This is a genomic window from Candidatus Erwinia haradaeae (assembly GCF_900698985.1).
GTDB lineage: Bacteria > Pseudomonadota > Gammaproteobacteria > Enterobacterales > Enterobacteriaceae > Erwinia_E > Erwinia_E haradaeae_B.
Window position 1 is genome coordinate 493,089 of sequence record NZ_LR217730.1, and the last position, 17,251, is coordinate 510,339.

Consider the following 17,251-nt stretch of genomic DNA (forward strand, 5'->3'; position numbering starts at 1 on the left):
TAAAAATAATTTATCTATTTAAATTAAAGACTGTAATGAGTGCAGTATGGTATTATTGATTACAATATATTTAATTTTAATATTTATTATTACTAATATTAATAGAATTACTAAGATTGACTTTTTCTCCATATATATTTTTTATTGATTATATATTTTTATATTTATGGTAAAATAATTAATAAATAAGATTATGTTAATATAGAATATTAATCTATATGTAGATATTTTATGTATAGATAAATGAACGGTTAAAACAAATAAGGATCTTATAAATGAAAAGAATATTACTAAAAGAATATAAATAATTTTTTTCAATATGATATCTTATAGTTCTACAGGAGTAATAAGTGATCTTCATATTAAAAATTTTATTGAGCTATACTATGGGATAATTTAATGTAAATGACTTATTTTTGAATATGCATTTGGTAATTTTAAGGTTTTTTATTTAGTAATTTTGTAATTATCAATTATATTCTATTAAATAGAAATTACTTTTAATGAGACACTGTTACGGTACAAAGTCAGTATGTGTACGTGAATATAAATAGAAATATGCAGTATTTTCACATATATATTAGATATCACATGCATCAAGTAACATTAATTCGATAGGGTTAACCAAGAAAAAGTAAAGAAATGAATGTATCGATAATAGTAATATTAAATGGTTTAAATATTAAATTATTGCCACAATTTCAACATAGTATCTGTATTTTAAAGTTGACATAATAATTGCATTGTGGGATTTTTAATAAATTTTTAAAGTAGTTATAATTAGCCTTTTAAATAAGATATATTGTAATTGCAGTGATGTATAAATGTGTTATTTAGTATAAATACATAACATCATAAGTTTTTTTATAAAAATATTTAGAAATTTTTCAAACTTTTCATAGGCATTCAGTAAGTATAAGTTAAAATAAAGTTTAATAATGTATTGTTATCTGAGCCATTAGAAACATAAACATCGTTCCATCCAAGCATCTTAGCTAAAATTTTTAAACGTTCACTGACTACTATGAGTCGACATTTTAGTAACCATTCTTTTCGATCTGTGTCTGTAAATAAACAGTGCAATTGCATTAACATTTCACCACTAGTCACTATTATTGTATCTACTCCCTTTTGACGCCAACGCTTGCCCTCTTTTTCACCATAATAAAATTTTTCACAACGTTGGTAGCACTCAATGAGTTCTACTTGCGCACCATAGCTTAGTAAAGTGTCTCGGAGTAAATTTCTTCCGCCATTACCACGTAAAATTAAAATATTTTTACCTTTTATAGCTTGTGTAGATAAAGCTTGAATAAGTGTTTCGCTAGTTTCTTGTTGATTCGGGCAGAAAATTTTATATCCCGTGGCAGCGTGAAAGGCTATGGCAGTACTGCGTCCAATGGCATAATATTTTAACATTTGAGGCCATAATATATCTTCACTTGTTAAAATAAGTTTAGCATAATGAATGGCATTGCGAGAGAGAATCAAGACTAGATCTCCTTTGCCTAATTTTTGAAGTCGCGTCGGAAGTATTCTTAGCTGAGATCCAGGAAAAAATTCTATAAGTGGGAACGCCCAAGCTTTTTTTCCTAGCTTTCTAAGATATCCAACTAACTCATTTGCTGATGGTGTTGGGCGAGTAACTAAGATATTCATGCTAATAAAGTTTCCCGAGTTATAGAATGAAGGATTTCACGAGCACCACTATTCAATAAATGCTCTGCTAATAACGTACCTATTTTTTCAGCATCTATTCGGGATCCTCGATATTCTCCGCGTACTATCTGTGTACCGTCTAGTGAACTTACCAGTCCACGTAACCAGAGGGTGTCACCTTCTAATACAGCATAACTACCTATAGGTACATGACAGCCGCCTGCTAGACGAGCATTCATGGCTCTCTCTGCTCTTATGCGATCTTCTGTATCAGGATGATTTAAAGCGGTCAGTAAATTTATTGTACTCAAATCATCTAGGCGGCATTCGATTCCTATTGCCCCCTGACCAACGGCAGGTAGAGACTCTTCTACTGGTATGGATTGTCGAATACGGTGAGTTAAGTTTAGTCTTTTTAATCCAGCTACAGCTAAAATAATAGCATCATATTGGCCAGAATCTAGTTTGCTCAGGCGGGTGCCTACATTCCCCCGTGCTATTTGCATTAATAGATCTGGGCGTCGCGAATGCAGTTGGCACTGACGCCTTAAACTTGATGTGCCGATAATTGCATTGGGTGGTAGTAAATTTATAGATGAATATTTATTTGATACAAATGCATCGTTTGGTGACTCACGCTCACAGATGGTAACTAAGCCTAATCCTTCTGGAAAGCTCATTGGGATATCTTTAATTGAGTGTACAGCTATATCAGCATGGCCTAATAATATAGCACGTTCTAATTCTTTTACGAATATTGCTTTACCACCAATCCTAGTAAGTGCAGTTTCAAGCATAAGATCCCCGCGTGTCATAACTGGAACCTGTTCTACGCACAGACCGGGATGATGTAAAAGTAAATTCTCTTGAACATATTGCGCTTGCCATAAGGCTAACGGACTCTGTCTTGTAATAATTTTAAAAATTTTATCTGACATGTTTGATACCATTAAAATCCAATACTTATGACATCACCAATTTTTAACAGGACTATTAGTTGATAATAGAATAGAATGCATGTATTCAATAAATCTGAAAGTTTCGATATTTAGCGGACAAAATATATTGCATAGATAGTATATGTATTCTTAAATAACTTTATATTAATATGAAAAGTTCAATCAACTATTACAGTCACATTAAAAATCTAGAGTAAAAGAGAGGTAAAATAATCTAAATCAATAGAGATTAGCTTGTTATTTTTAAAATCAATTAAATTAGCTTAAGTTTGATTTTTTTCATTTATAACATATAGAATTTTTATAAAAATAGCAAAGGATCTAATTTATCTAATCTTATGTTAATAAAAATTATAGTCATTATAAATTATAATGTAGGTATATAGTATTCTTCATGTATTACACTTTTTTTATCGTTAGATAAAATTATGACGATTAGATATGCATTCATTGAGTACCTCATTTATTATTTTATTTGGTATAATATTATTAGTTTACCCTCATATGTTTATGTAATATTTTTCTGAATTAACAATATCATTAATATGTTTTTAAGAATAAGGTAAACATAATAGTAAGCATTATTATACTGAATACGATTGATTATCTCTCAAGATTATTTATCTTTTGATTATAGTACACAAATATTGATTAAAAATTTTACTCAGTAGATGCGTTTTAAATGTGCTATATTAAGAAGAGGTAATGTATAATTTTGTGTTAGATTTTTTAATGTTTTATAAATTAACGCTAAAATAGTCACTCAAGGCTGTATAACCTATTTATATTAAAAATATAATATTTTCTAGATTTTTGCAGAAGATTTATCACAGGTAATATTTGATATTTTAGAATATCATCCTATCCTATATATAGGATAGGATGATATTCACTATTCTAAAACAATACATTATAAAATAAAAAATTATTATTTTATAATATTTAATGATTTAACAATTATTATTAGTTATATGTTCTTCAATAATATCATCAATTACTTTTATAAGTTAATAAGTTATTTGAATTTGAATTCTTATTTTGTACGGTTAATAATAATTAGATTTTATATTTAAATACAGATCATAATGTGAGTATATGAAATATATATGTATAGCATACTTGAAGTTAAACTAAAAGATTTACAACGCGTTAAATATTAATATTGTAATTTGTATTATTTAATTAGAGAAAGCTCATCTATAGTTCATAGAGCACGAATAGGATATAATATGTTTTTTAAGTTTTTTGATATTTAAGTCAACTATAATGTTATATATCGTGTATATGAGTGAAGCGTTTATACTAGAAATAATAATAACTATTTAGTATAGATAAATTTATATTAAACTTAATGTTTCATATTTTTTTATGTTATAAAAAATTTTTCTAAATATGCGTTTAGGAGTAATGGCAGTATTACAAACCTTTAGGGTGAGCTGTTGTATTTGATAACGTATTAGATGTATTAACTCAGCGATCTTTTTTATATCATTATCACTATATCTAGTATAACTACTAGAGGTGTAATTCATCTTGATATTTTAGTTATATATTATATACTGCATAATAAGTTATTTATATATACTAAAATTTTCATTATTTCTCATAATAAAAAAATTAATTTTATTAAAATTACATTCACATGCTAAAATACTATCAATGTTTTTTGTATTTTTTTGAAAAAAATACGCATAATATTTATTCATATTAGTTTCTTCGGAGAAGAATTTTTACAGAGTGATGTAAAATATATTTTTCTAAAATTTTTTATATTGTATATTTCATGATCATATATACACTGAATTTTTTTTGTCACAAGATTTATTATTAATTTTATTAAGTTTTGAGCATAAGTTAAGAGTATTCTAATAATCTAAATATTAGACAGAGGAACATACATTAGATTATGGCAATAAAAATAATTAAAATATTAGTTTTTTTTATTATGATTACCAGTTTGACTGGGTGCGGTCTTAAAGGTTCACCTGATATTTCCCGTAAACTTATAAAAAACTATTTTCATAATTCCATAAATTATTTTAATTTATGCAAGACTATCAGTGATAGTGTGATTTTGACTACTCTAATTAAGAAAGACTTAGTACTCACTGAGTAAATAATGCAGCCTTGAGTATATCAAAAGTTTATTTTTTAAAAATGCATAGCATTGGCAATGATTTTATGGTCGTTTCAACAATTAGGCTAAATATTTATTTTTCAGATTTATTGTGTCGCTTATATAATCGTTACGCCGGAATAGAGTTTAATTGATTACTAATTATCAATCCGTCCGTCGATCCTAATATGGAGATTTATGAATGTATATTAAATAATAATAGTAAAGTAATGAAATGTGATAATAAATTTCGTTATTTTGTTAGCTTTATGAGATTTCACGGTCTGACAAATAAATATAATATTTGTGTTAGCAAGCAGATAGGTTGCATGTTATGATATATTATTTTTGATGAAATAATATCTGTGTGTATGATAGGGGTAAATTGTTCGTTAAAAAATATCTCCTTTCATAGTCAAGGAAGAAAAATACATATATTGTTTTTATTTCTGAGACTAGTGTTTTGTGTGAGGTAATCTTGCTTAGTAACCTATATTGTATGCTTTTTGTTAATAATATAAAAATAACTTTTATGAAGTAGTAAAAAGGAATTCAATTGCGAGCCTTTAGTGTTTTTTCGACATAAACACATGCTAGTCTCTATGACATTGATCCTACTCTAAGTATATTTTTTGGCATATTTTTAGCATGTTTTTGAGCATAGATACATAAAACCTTATAATGTTGTAATGAAGTTTGTGTAGAAGTTTTTGTTGGCATTTAACAAGAAATTTTATAAAGACATAGTGCGAATAAGTTTGCCTACTAGATTATTAATAATTTTTTAGAAAACAAGAAGAAATATCTTTTATATATAATAGGGTCTGTCACGAATCTGTATAATAGATATATTTTTATCCAAAAAAGAAGCATATTCTAGAAGATATAGAAAAATTTTAATATATATCTTAGGATAAAAATATATTTTGAATCTCAAGTGATTCATTCAGGGTCTAGATCACATGATTGAGTGTTTTTTATTTATACATTTACATTTTAAAATATGATTGATGGAACTCTAGCTTATATTTATATTTTTTTTTATTAACATACGTAATAAATTCATATAATTTTGCTGATTTTAATATCTCCCTAGGTGATTGCTAAGTTATATCGATATCTCACTAGTCGTATAATACAAGATATGATAAAAGTTATTTACAAAAAATAAAATACAAATAAAAACCTGGATGTATTTTAGCATTTCTTTTTTTAGACAATATTTATGATGAACATTATGGTTAATTGAAGTTTAATCATGCATCAAATACATATAATAAAGTTAATTTTTAATATTTAAATACTATTTTATAGATAAATTTTGTTTTTCAAGGTATTCTTAGTATATATATTACTAAATGTAATTATGTGTAAAATAGTTTCACCGTGTTATAATAAAAATTGTAATAATGAACCCAGATTAATTATAGTTTATTAAAGATGTAAATTGATAATATTTAATATTATATAATAGTATATATATTTAATATACTAAATTAGTGGAATTTTATTTTAAAAATAAGCAGAAAAATGATTTTAATATAATATCTATTTCTAATAGATAGTTTCATATTGTTACTATCAGGTGTGGTAATTTATAATTGTTATTAAAGATTGAAGGATAAAAATTTTAATACTTTTTTATTATCTGATCGTAAAATATATTATATGAAGATATGTGATATACTCAGTATTTTAAAATGAACATTGGTATTATTTAAAGTGTTTTTATTTTTATATGTTTAGAGTTTTATTACAATAATAACGATAATACTGTATTTTGATGATCATTCATGGCATATTTAATTAGATGTGTAAAATCAAGATTGTGGAATATAAACTAAAAATAATTCTCTATTTTGAATATTAAGAATATAAAAAAGTTTTATTTTTTATTTAAGTAGCATGATTTTTTCTCCATATATTATAGTAATAGTATATGTTTACGTAACTAACTTATATGTAGAATATTGATGGAATCTGAATAAATGTAGTATGAGTGATATATAGTGTACTGTTTGTAGAAGTTTTACATTAATCATAGACGTTTGAAAGATTTTTATAAATAAAACCATGATTGCTATCTAATTTATAAATATAACTTGATTATATTACAAACATTATCTTGTAGTCAAAAACTTAGGGTAATATGAATTCATCTAATATTTTAGATACAGTTAATTTTTTATACGTATATATTTATATGCGTTCATTTTGTTACATGCTTTTAATGAAACATTATGACTTCATGATATAGAAATATATACGCACTTTTTTCTTAATAATTAACTTATAGTACATTAATAGAATTCACATCTTTAAATGTTTGTTCTAGTCTACTTACTACAGAAGATTGCGAAGCGCGTAACCATTTTCGTGGATCATAAAATTTTTTATTCGGTTGATCATTTCCTTCAGGATTGCCAAGTTGTTTTTGTAAGTAGTATTGATGATTAGTATAATACTGAAGAATACCTTGCCAAGAAGCCCATTGTGCATCTGTGTCGATATTGATTTTTACTACTCCAAATCGGATAGATTCCTGAATATCAGCAATAGACGATCCAGAACCACCGTGAAATACAAAATTTAGTGGATTATGTTGTAAATTATATTTTTTCTGAATGAATTCCTGGGAATCACGAAGAATCAGTGGTTTTAATTTTACATTACCAGGTTTATAAACACCATGGGTGTTTCCAAAAGAAGCTGCTATGGTAAAATTTGTACTAATTTTTCTGAGTGTATTATAGGCATACTCAACATCTTCTGGGTGTGTATATAGTGTAGAGTTGTCTATATAAGTATGATCAACCCCATCTTCTTCACCTCCAGTACATCCTAGTTCAATTTCTAAGGTCATAGAAATTTTTGACATACGTTCTAAATATTTACTAGAAATATCAATATTTTTTTCTAAATCTTCTTCAGATAAATCAATCATATGAGAAGAAAACAAGGGCTTTCCAGTGCGATTAAAATGGCTCTCACCCGCTTCTAAGAGTCCATCTACCCATGGTAATAATTTTTTAGCACAATGGTCAGTATGTAAAATAACTGGTATACCATAATGTTGAGCCATTAAATGTACATGATTTGCACCTGAAATAGCACCTAAAATAGCTGCACTATGCGAGTTGTTTGATAAAAAACCTTTTCCTGAGATAAATTTTGCACCATTATAAGAAAATTGAATGATTACGGGAGCTTTTACTTTTGCAGCTGTTTCTAGAACTGCATTAATAGAGCACGTATCTATACAGTTAACAGCAGGCAATGCAAAGTTATTTTGTTTTGCTATCTGAAAAATTGTTTGTACGTCCTGACCATTAAGAACACCTGGTTTTACAAAATCTAAGATTTTATACATATTCATTTCTCCTAATGCATGTCTTTTTTTAGGCATTAATAATACATTGTTACCACAATGAGGATGACAATAGATTGTCAAGTATATGCACTACCCATGAGAGAGATTAATTGCACGTTCTTTTAAGATAGAAACCGCAGGAAGCTCTTTACCGGCCACAACTTGTAAAAATGCACCACCACCAGTTGATATGTATGAAATTTTATCTTGAATTTTAAATAAATCAATCGCTGCTAATGTATCACCTCCACCTGCAATAGAAAACGCATTACTATTTGCAATAGCATGCGCAATTTTTTCTGTTCCGTGGCGAAAATCAGGATGTTCAAATAAACCGACAGGACCATTCCAGAGAATAGTTTTTGCGCTTTTTAATAATTGAACCATTAAGAGCTCGGTTTGGCTTCCAAAATCTAAAATCTCTTCGTTTTTTGTCACTTCAGAGATTTTTTTTACGATAGGTACAGAAGTTTTAGAGGATCCTTCTTTAACACGAACGTCTATAGGTATTGATATAGAAAAATTATCACGTAGTGTTCTGGCAATAGGAAGATAATCTGGTTCATAGAGTGATTTTCCTACCTGATTATCTATAGCAATAAAAGTATTAGCTATACCTCCACCAACAATGATAGTGTCTGAGATTTTCGCTAGTGTACGTAATATATCAAACTTAGTAGATATTTTAGAGCCACCAATCACAGCTACCATCGGACGTGCAGGATTTGTAAGGGCTCTTTCTAAAGCTTCTAGTTCTGCTAATAATAGTGGTCCTGCGCAAGACGTAGCTGCAAATTGACTAACTCCATGTGTTGATGCTTCTGTTCGGTGCGCTGTACCGAAAGCATCCATCACAAATATATCGCATAGCGCAGCATATTTACGTGAAAGATGCGGGTCATTATTTTTTTCTCCTTTATTAAATCGAACATTTTCTAGTACAATAATAGTTCCTTTTTCTGAGTGAATGCCATTTAAATAGTTTGCGTTAAAGGTGACCTGAGCTTTTCCAAATTCTGACTTTAGGTAGTTTACTACTGGCAGTAGAGAAAAATTTTTATTATACTCCCCTTCAGTAGGACGACCAAGATGAGAGGCAATTATAACGCTAGCGCCTTTTTTTAATGCCAGTTGAATCGTTGGCAGTACTGCACGAATACGCGCGGTAGATGTTATAATGCCTGACTTGATTGGTACATTTAAGTCAGCACGTATTAAAACGCGTTTACCCATCAAATTTAGCTCATTCATGGTAATAATGGACATAAAAACCTCTTTGTAATTTTCATTACATTATTATATATAACTATATTTGATAAAAAATCACTATAACTATTATGCACCATTATATAATAAGAAATATGTTTAATCATTGTGTGACTTAGTGATAAAAAATGAGATATAGAAAGACTAGACTATTTTTTCAATATAATACTTACTTTTTGTATTTTTACTATTTTTACTTAAATCTATATTTTAGTTAGCAAGGGGTTATGTGAGTATACTATTTTGCAGTAAATACTATAAAATTTTTTAAAAATAACTTCTTATCAATCAGTATTAAAACTATTTTTTATAATGTTAGTTAATAAAATATTACATTAATATAATTTCAGCCTTAACTATGATAATAATAAAATATTAATGCATAATATAATTTATATGTTGTACGATCAAACTAACTGCTAATTTTTATTCTATAAAGAGTTTATTATGACAAGTTATCTATATATAGCACATCTAGTACATTGATAAAATTAAGATATTGATTAGATTCGTTGATATATTACAGCAGCTTACTAAAAAACATTTATAAAAAAAAGATGATCGATATCATTGACTATTTTTTTTAAAAGGGGCATTTAATTTTTCTATTGTTGATAGAATTAAACTATTAATATTTATTAATATAAATATATAAATGTATAGATACATAGATATGGAAATTTAAAAATTCTAATATATCTACAAAGATATCGATCTCTTTTTAAGTATATATATTTTATAGAGAAGATTTAGAGCATCTTGAATTTATAAGAGTATTTTTTTTAAAAAACATAAGAATACTATTCACATTTTTAGTATATAAAACATTATAGATTAGCTATAATGTAAAAATATTTATTATATGTGTTTTTGATTATAATAGCGATATTTTTATTTTAAATATACTAAAAGAAAATACTATTAATATTTATTAAATTTTCGCTATAGGATAAGACTGTATTAAGTAAGATTGGTATAACTTATCATTTTGTGAAAAATAAGTTATAAAATTTTATAAAATAGTTTATCATATATTTTAAATTTTATTGTTTTGAAAATATTAGTTTTTTGTTATACATTTATTGAAAATAAAATAGAAAAAATCAAGATCATTTATATTTTAAAGATTATTTTAGATTGAAAGTATTCTGATTTATTTTATGATTAAGAGAATGACAATAATTCTTTGGTTTTTGTAAGTATATTTTGAATAGTAAAACCAAATAATGAAAATAATTTTACGGCTGGTCCTGATATACCAAATGTAGTCATAGCAATAATTATACCATTAAGTCCAGTGTATTTTGACCAAAAACCTTCAATGCCTGCTTCAATTGCTATACGTGCTGTAATATGTTTTGGTAATACCAGTTCGCGATAATCAGATGCTTGCATATCAAAGGTGTCAGTAGATGGCATAGATACGACGCGTGCTTTATATCCTTCCTCTGTAAGTTGTTTATATGCAATTACCGCTAACTCTACCTCAGATCCAGTAGCGATAAAAATTATTTGTGGAGAACCGATACAATCTTTTAGGATATAACCACCGCGAAAAACATTAGATAACTGTGAAGTTGTGCGCGCTTGCTGTGGTAGATTTTGACGTGATAAAATTAATGCTGTCGGTCCATTATTGCGTTCCACGGCATGTTTCCATGCAATTGCACATTCTACTTGATCACAAGGGCGCCAGGTGCTCAGATTTGGTGTTAAGCGTAAGCTTGCCAATTGTTCAATAGGTTGGTGCGTTGGGCCATCCTCACCTACTCCAATAGAGTCATGAGTGTAAATCATGATATGTCGGATTTTCATTAATGCCGCCATACGTACAGCATTGCGAGCGTATTCAACAAACATAAGAAAAGTAGCAGTATATGGTAAAAATCCACCATGTAAAGAAATTCCGTTAGCAATAGCAGTCATGCCAAATTCACGTACTCCAAAATGAATATAATTACCTGTTATATCTTCATTAATAGATTTTGATCCAGACCACATTGTGAGGTTACTAGGTGTGAGATCAGCGGAGCCGCCGAGATATTCTGGTAATAATGTTCCAAAAACTTCAATAGTTTTTTGAGAAGCTTCACGACCAGAAATATTTCTTGGGTTATTTTGTAAGTTTTTAATGAATGCTTGTGATTTACAATTCCAATTTAGTGGTAACTCTTTATTTACTCGTCTTTGAAATTCTTTCGCTAATTTAGGAAAAACATTTGAATAATCTAAGAATGTTTTATTCCATGCGCTCTCTTTTTTTTGACCAGACTCTTTTGCATCCCAACATTTATATATATATTGTGGTATTTTAAATGGTTCGTATTGCCAATTTAATTTTTTACGAGTAAGCGCGATTTCTTTTTCTCCGAGCGGAGATCCATGAATATAATGTGTATCACTTTTATTTGGAGAACCAAACCCAATAATAGTTTTACACATTAAAAGAGAAGGTCGATCATCAGTTTCTTTAGCCTCTCTGATTGCTTGATGAATGATATTAGTATCGTGACCATCTATATTAGGCAGCACATGCCAACCATAAGCTTTAAAGCGTTTCTCTGTATCATCAGTAAACCAACCTGTTATTTTCCCATCAATGGAAATATTATTTTGGTCATAAATAACTATTAACTTTCCTAGTTTTAAAGTGCCTGCTAATGAACAAGATTCATGAGAAATACCTTCCATCATGCAACCATCACCCATAAAAACATAAGTGTAATGGTCTACTATATTATAACCAGGACGATTAAATTGAGCTCTAAGTGTATGTTCTGCAATTGCCATACCTATAGCGTTAGCTATCCCTTGTCCGAGAGGACCAGTAGTGGTTTCTACGCCTATAGTGCATCCATATTCAGGATGACCAGGAGTTTTTGAATGTACTTGACGAAAATTAACTATCTCGCTCATTGGTAAATTATAGCCAGTAAGATGCAATAAACTATAGAGTAACATAGAAGCATGCCCGTTGGAAAGAATAAAGCGATCACGATTAATCCAAGACGGGTTCATAGGATTATGGTTTAAAAAATCATGCCATAGAACTGTTGCAATGTCAGCCATACCCATCGGTGCACCTGGATGACCAGATTGAGCTTTTTGTATTGCATCTATACTTAATATACGAATAGTATTGGCCATTTCTTTACGAGAACACATTCTTACTCCAGATTACATAAAATGTTACTTAGCATGTAAATTGATTGCGCACATTGCATAGATTAAAGGAAATCAATAAATATTATAATTTAATAAAGAAACATATAAAATATTAATTTTACAACAGATTAAGTTATATTACAATCTGATAGTAATGGTATTACTAGAATCTTGCTACATAAAGGAACTTATCGTGTCTATTTATCTATCATATATCGGCTTATCTACATATATTCACATATTTTAAATATATATAAATCTTTTAAATTAAAAATAAAGATCTATCTTATCTTCAAGATTAATTACTAAATGATATTTATGTTGTCTTAAAATAGGTTTTTTTTAATTTATTTATTTAGACTCTTTAATACTATTTTTTATTTTGTAAAATAGTCTAAGACAAAAATAGATATTTTTTAGCAACACGTGTATATCTACTTCTGGTATAAAATAATTATTTTTTGTTAACATTCTGGTTTTAATTATTATAAGATAGCACAATTATAAGCTAGAGTTTTTTTGTATCATAATGTTTTCTTAAAATAATTAATAATAACTTACATGTTACGCAGTGATAATATTTTTTGTATATAAAATATTTGAAAATTTTATATATTTATTTTTGTTTGCATGTATACATATATATGTATGTGTATATTTGAAATGCAGATACTTTAATACATAAGCAGAACTTTTATTAATTAATCCTTATATTATCAGTAATATTATATACAGCATATTATGAATACAGTAATATTACCAATATATTGTTATAAATTAATCATTTTAACAGGAATAGCATGTCACTTGTATTTTAAAAGCGCATTTTTATTAGTTTAATTACAGAAAGGTTTAGCATGTCTTTTCAAAGAGCTTCACTGAAACCTTGGAATACATTCGGTATTGATGTTTATGCTAATAACGTAACTATTATACATAATGTAGATTCTCTCTTTTATAAAAGTTTGGACAAGAGCGTCAGACGAAGTGAACCTATATTGTTTTTAGGTGAAGGGAGTAATGTACTTTTTTTACAGGATTTTCAAGGAAAAGTTTTCATTAATCGTATAAAAGGTATTAGTTTTACAGAAACAACTCACACATGGTTGCTACATGTAGGGGCTGGAGAAAACTGGCATCAATTAGTTAAAACAACGTTATATAAAGGTCTAGCTGGGCTAGAAAATTTAGCACTAATTCCAGGTTGTGTAGGTTCAGCCCCGATTCAAAATATCGGTGCTTATGGTGTTGAATTAAAACAAGTTTGTGAGTATGTAGATATTCTTTTTTTAAATGATGGATCACATCAACGACTTAAAGTTGATGAATGCTGTTTTGGATATCGTGATAGTGTTTTTAAGCATCGTTATAAAAATCATTATGTTATTATTGCTGTAGGTTTTAAATTAATAAAAAAGTGGCAGCCTGTATTAAGTTATGGTGTATTAAAAATGCTTAACCCGCAAACAGTTACACCGATGCAGGTTTTTCATGCTGTTTGTAAAATACGCCGTAGTAAGATACCTAATCCAAAATACATTGGTAATGCTGGTAGTTTTTTTAAAAATCCTTTAGTGACATCACCGACCGCTTTTGATTTATTAACACTGCATCCAAAAATACCATATCGCCTAAAAAATAATGGTGATGTTATTCTATCAGCTGCTGGATTAATTGATCAATGCGAACTCAAAGGATATCGGGTTGGTGGTGCAGCTGTTCATAATCAACAGGCGCTGGTTCTCATTAACACCGGCGCTGCCAGTAGTCAAGATATCATAAACTTAGCTCGTATTATTCGTCGACGTGTAGGGGAGAAATTTAATATTTGGTTGGAGCCAGAGGTTTGTTTTATCGCTGCTCAAGGAAAAATAGATTCTGTAGAGGTAATTACATGAAAGATTGCACTTTACGAATTAAGCTGATTAAAATTTTATCAGATGGTAAAGTGTATTCAAAAATCCAGCTTGCCTATTATATGGGTATAAGCTGTTCGGAGGTTTTATATCTTATAGCAATGTTAAGAGAGTGGAATATTCATATTTGTATATTAGATAATGAATATTATAGATTTGCATGTTCGATGCAACTTTTAAATGAACAAAAAATTAATAAAGAGTTACTAGGTGGTCGCCTAGCGGTCATACCGGTTATTAACTCAACTAATCAATATTTATTAGATACTGTATCTTATTTAAAATCAGGTGATACTTGTGCAGCTGAATACCAAAAGAATGGTCGCGGAAAACATGGAGCGCAATGGTTCTCACCTTTTGGGTCTAATTTATATTTTTCCATGTACTGGCGTTTAGATCAGAGTTTAATAGTGCCAGCAATAGGCCTAAGTCGATTGATTAGTATTGTTATCGCAAAAATTCTTCAGAAAGAAGGTGTTTCAGATATTAGGGTAAAATGGCCTAATGATATTTATTTGCATGATCGTAAATTAGCTGGGATTTTAGTAGAAATTAAAACGAAAACTGAAAATGTATTAGATGTAGTAATCGGTGCTGGTATTAATCTGTCAATGAAAAAACTAGCAAATAGCATTTTGATTAAAAACAGTTGGATAGACTTAGAAGAAACAGGAATGTGTATAGATAAAAACTCTTTATTAGTGAGTATTCTTAATACAATGTATATAGCATTAACAAAATTTGAACAATACGGGATGACTATGGGTTATGAATCCACTATGTATATAGATAATTACATTAATGATTTTCTAGCACACATTAAAAGTGATCACAAACCGCAGAGTATTGTTGACCTAATTGAATAGAATAAGTTAGATATAAAAATTGTGATTTAACCTTTAATGGTAAGTAATTAAGGGTTTTAACTTTAAAGACGAATTTTTAATGAACACTGGATTCATAAATTTAAAACGTTCTGAATGAGCATTATATTTAATGTTTTAGAGTGCTCAAAAAAAGATATGTGTTGGTGTATATTAATAATAATTAGGATACAAGATCCTATGATGATATATGGATTTACTGCATCAGAAGAACCAGGAGAATGTTTTATTAAAAGTTGATTGTTATAATTATATTTTGTTTTCTTGAAACCCAGAGAATAGACTTAATACTTTTGTATTATAGGGTTAGTTCAATAGTCTAAATTTCTGGCAATTTTAAGTTATTAAGAAATACTCCATATTGATATTTTTTTTACGGACTTTCCATTTGACGACATAGAGTTCTAAATACTACCAATATTAAGGAGTTTTTAGTGACACACCTATAATCATGCATAGTTCAGCGAATCTATATTAGTAAATTGATATTCACTAAATAAGTCTTCGCTATAAACATTAATTATTTTTAAAGCTTTTTTTGTTGTTATGCGTTACACAAAATTAGCGGATCTTCTGCAATTACCATTGGAATTCCAGTTGTTTTTATTAATAAGTGATCAAGGTTTTGCAATAGAGCTTCTCTATCAGATAAGATCATGCCTCGTTTAAAAATATCAGATTCTTAGTTCAGGTGGGAATTGTTCTAAAGAATCCATGATGGCGCTAATAATACCAATTCATGATTCTTTTATGGCTTCTAAAATCTCTTGAAAGTTTCAAGTAACACTACGTGGAATACTTTCAACTAAAGTGCATGTTCGTGCTGCAATTTCTAGTGTATCATCTTCTGGATAGGCAGGACCAAGGCAATACTTAATGCGCCCTGTAGTGGCTTAGCTAATCAAGGAACCATGATTATGCCTAAAATAGTTAATGATCACTTCATCAAATCGATCATCACCAATACGAACAGAAGAAAAATGTACTACATTATTTAATAACATTACTTCAGCTTTAGCAGGCCTTTTATTAATATCAATTACCACTCAACCAGTTACTCTAAAAACTGGCACTCTTGTGACAATAGAAAATTGCATAAACTTCTCCATCAAGAGCACTTTATGTGCACCAGTACCTTGGATAGATCATAAATTGCACAATGCTCTACTTATTTGTCTCCTGCTAGAATGTAGATAGCTATTTTTAGATTGGGGCGTCAAAAACTGTTATTGTGCATTTGTTTAATAAAGTGTCAGAGTATTGTTTTGGTAGCAAAAGAATCAGCCCTTACCTCATCTTTCATGGATAGAATCATAAAAATATTGCTAGGAGTGCGACCTAAGATATTTTTTATGTTATTACCAACTACTTCTATGCTTTTAGATGATCCAGTGCAATTATAACGGATAGAAAAAACAGAAGGTTGATTAAGTATAATTCCTTATTCTTTTGTCTATAGTAGAGCACTAATAGTAACCAAGTCAATGAACGCATCATTAGAAAACATGCTATAAAATTTTTTCAAATATACGATAAGGATTCTTCTTTAAACTAAAAATGATATTTAATACAATATTGTATTAATCTACTTTTTTAAATAAGCTTATAATTGGCGTAAATTAATATTTACGACAAGGTTCTACTCATATTAAAAGTAAATTATATTTTATCATAGGTGGAGATTTATTTAAAAATTTACACTTTAATAGTAGTATTAGTTGATTAATTAAAATTATGGTAGAAAATTTTATTTATTAAATATTATTGAGTGAGTAATCGTGTTAGTAATTCTGATTCAATAATAATCGCATAGAATATAACTACTGTATTTATAGATATATAGATATTATATCATGTGCGTTTAGTGTTATTAGATGGGTTGTATTGTGATAGCATTGAATAAAAGAATATTAGCA

The 17,251-nt window shown here is 28.4% G+C and carries 8 protein-coding genes and 1 pseudogene; 3 read left to right on the forward strand and 6 right to left on the reverse strand.

Annotated elements, in window-relative coordinates:
- Nucleotides 1–906: 906 nt before the first annotated feature.
- Nucleotides 907–1,659: a uroporphyrinogen-III synthase gene (gene hemD, locus ERCIPSPA2889_RS01550; protein WP_157989120.1), complete on the reverse strand. Its 753-nt coding sequence runs from the start codon at nucleotides 1,657–1,659 to the stop codon at nucleotides 907–909.
- The gene (gene hemC / locus ERCIPSPA2889_RS01555; protein ID WP_157989121.1) at nucleotides 1,656–2,597 is read right to left on the reverse strand and encodes a hydroxymethylbilane synthase; all 942 of its coding nucleotides are present in this window, start codon (nucleotides 2,595–2,597) and stop codon (nucleotides 1,656–1,658) included. The genes hemD and hemC overlap by 4 nt, the downstream gene beginning before the upstream one ends.
- Nucleotides 2,598–4,524: 1,927 nt before the next feature.
- Between hemC and ERCIPSPA2889_RS01560 the strand changes: the two genes are divergently transcribed.
- Nucleotides 4,525–4,734 (forward strand): lipoprotein, encoded by a 210-nt coding sequence (locus tag ERCIPSPA2889_RS01560; RefSeq protein WP_157989122.1) that lies wholly within the window; start codon nucleotides 4,525–4,527, stop codon nucleotides 4,732–4,734.
- Between the two features lie 2,290 nt (nucleotides 4,735–7,024).
- Here the strand turns inward: ERCIPSPA2889_RS01560 and fbaA are convergent.
- The 3 genes from fbaA to tkt all read right to left on the reverse strand — a co-directional run bounded on the left by fbaA (nucleotide 7,025) and on the right by tkt (nucleotide 12,535).
- Nucleotides 7,025–8,104: a class II fructose-bisphosphate aldolase gene (gene fbaA / locus ERCIPSPA2889_RS01565; protein ID WP_157989123.1), complete on the reverse strand. Its 1,080-nt coding sequence runs from the start codon at nucleotides 8,102–8,104 to the stop codon at nucleotides 7,025–7,027.
- Nucleotides 8,105–8,194: 90 nt separating this feature from the next.
- On the reverse strand, nucleotides 8,195–9,370 hold the full coding sequence (locus tag ERCIPSPA2889_RS01570; RefSeq protein WP_157989124.1) for a phosphoglycerate kinase: 1,176 nt from the start codon (nucleotides 9,368–9,370) through the stop codon (nucleotides 8,195–8,197).
- 1,164 nt (nucleotides 9,371–10,534) lie between these two features.
- Nucleotides 10,535–12,535 carry a transketolase gene (gene tkt / locus ERCIPSPA2889_RS01575; protein WP_157989125.1) on the reverse strand — a complete coding sequence of 667 codons (2,001 nt, stop codon included), beginning with the start codon at nucleotides 12,533–12,535 and terminating at the stop codon, nucleotides 10,535–10,537.
- Between the two features lie 857 nt (nucleotides 12,536–13,392).
- Between tkt and murB the strand changes: the two genes are divergently transcribed.
- A complete protein-coding gene (gene murB, locus ERCIPSPA2889_RS01580) occupies nucleotides 13,393–14,433 on the forward strand; it encodes a UDP-N-acetylmuramate dehydrogenase (protein WP_157989126.1) in 1,041 nt (346 codons plus the stop codon).
- Entirely contained in the window at nucleotides 14,430–15,317 is an 888-nt protein-coding gene (locus ERCIPSPA2889_RS01585) for a biotin--[acetyl-CoA-carboxylase] ligase (protein WP_157989127.1), read from the forward strand. Before murB ends, ERCIPSPA2889_RS01585 begins: the two co-directional genes overlap by 4 nt.
- 467 nt (nucleotides 15,318–15,784) lie before the next feature.
- On the opposite strand, the pseudogene ERCIPSPA2889_RS01590 reads toward ERCIPSPA2889_RS01585, so the two are convergent.
- Nucleotides 15,785–16,743: pseudogene (locus ERCIPSPA2889_RS01590) on the reverse strand (rod shape-determining protein).
- Between the last annotated feature and the right edge of the window lie 508 nt (nucleotides 16,744–17,251).

Bases quoted from the DNA above. Each gene is read 5' to 3' on its own strand.
- ERCIPSPA2889_RS01570 (WP_157989124.1), bottom strand. From the start codon at position 9,370: ATGTCCATTATTACCATGAATGAGCTAAATTTGATGGGTAAACGCGTT.
- hemC (WP_157989121.1), bottom strand. From the start codon at position 2,597: ATGTCAGATAAAATTTTTAAAATTATTACAAGACAGAGTCCGTTAGCC.
- tkt (WP_157989125.1), bottom strand. From the start codon at position 12,535: ATGTGTTCTCGTAAAGAAATGGCCAATACTATTCGTATATTAAGTATA.
- murB (WP_157989126.1), top strand. From the start codon at position 13,393: ATGTCTTTTCAAAGAGCTTCACTGAAACCTTGGAATACATTCGGTATT.
- fbaA (WP_157989123.1), bottom strand. From the start codon at position 8,104: ATGTATAAAATCTTAGATTTTGTAAAACCAGGTGTTCTTAATGGTCAG.
- ERCIPSPA2889_RS01560 (WP_157989122.1), top strand. From the start codon at position 4,525: ATGGCAATAAAAATAATTAAAATATTAGTTTTTTTTATTATGATTACC.
- hemD (WP_157989120.1), bottom strand. From the start codon at position 1,659: ATGAATATCTTAGTTACTCGCCCAACACCATCAGCAAATGAGTTAGTT.
- ERCIPSPA2889_RS01585 (WP_157989127.1), top strand. From the start codon at position 14,430: ATGAAAGATTGCACTTTACGAATTAAGCTGATTAAAATTTTATCAGAT.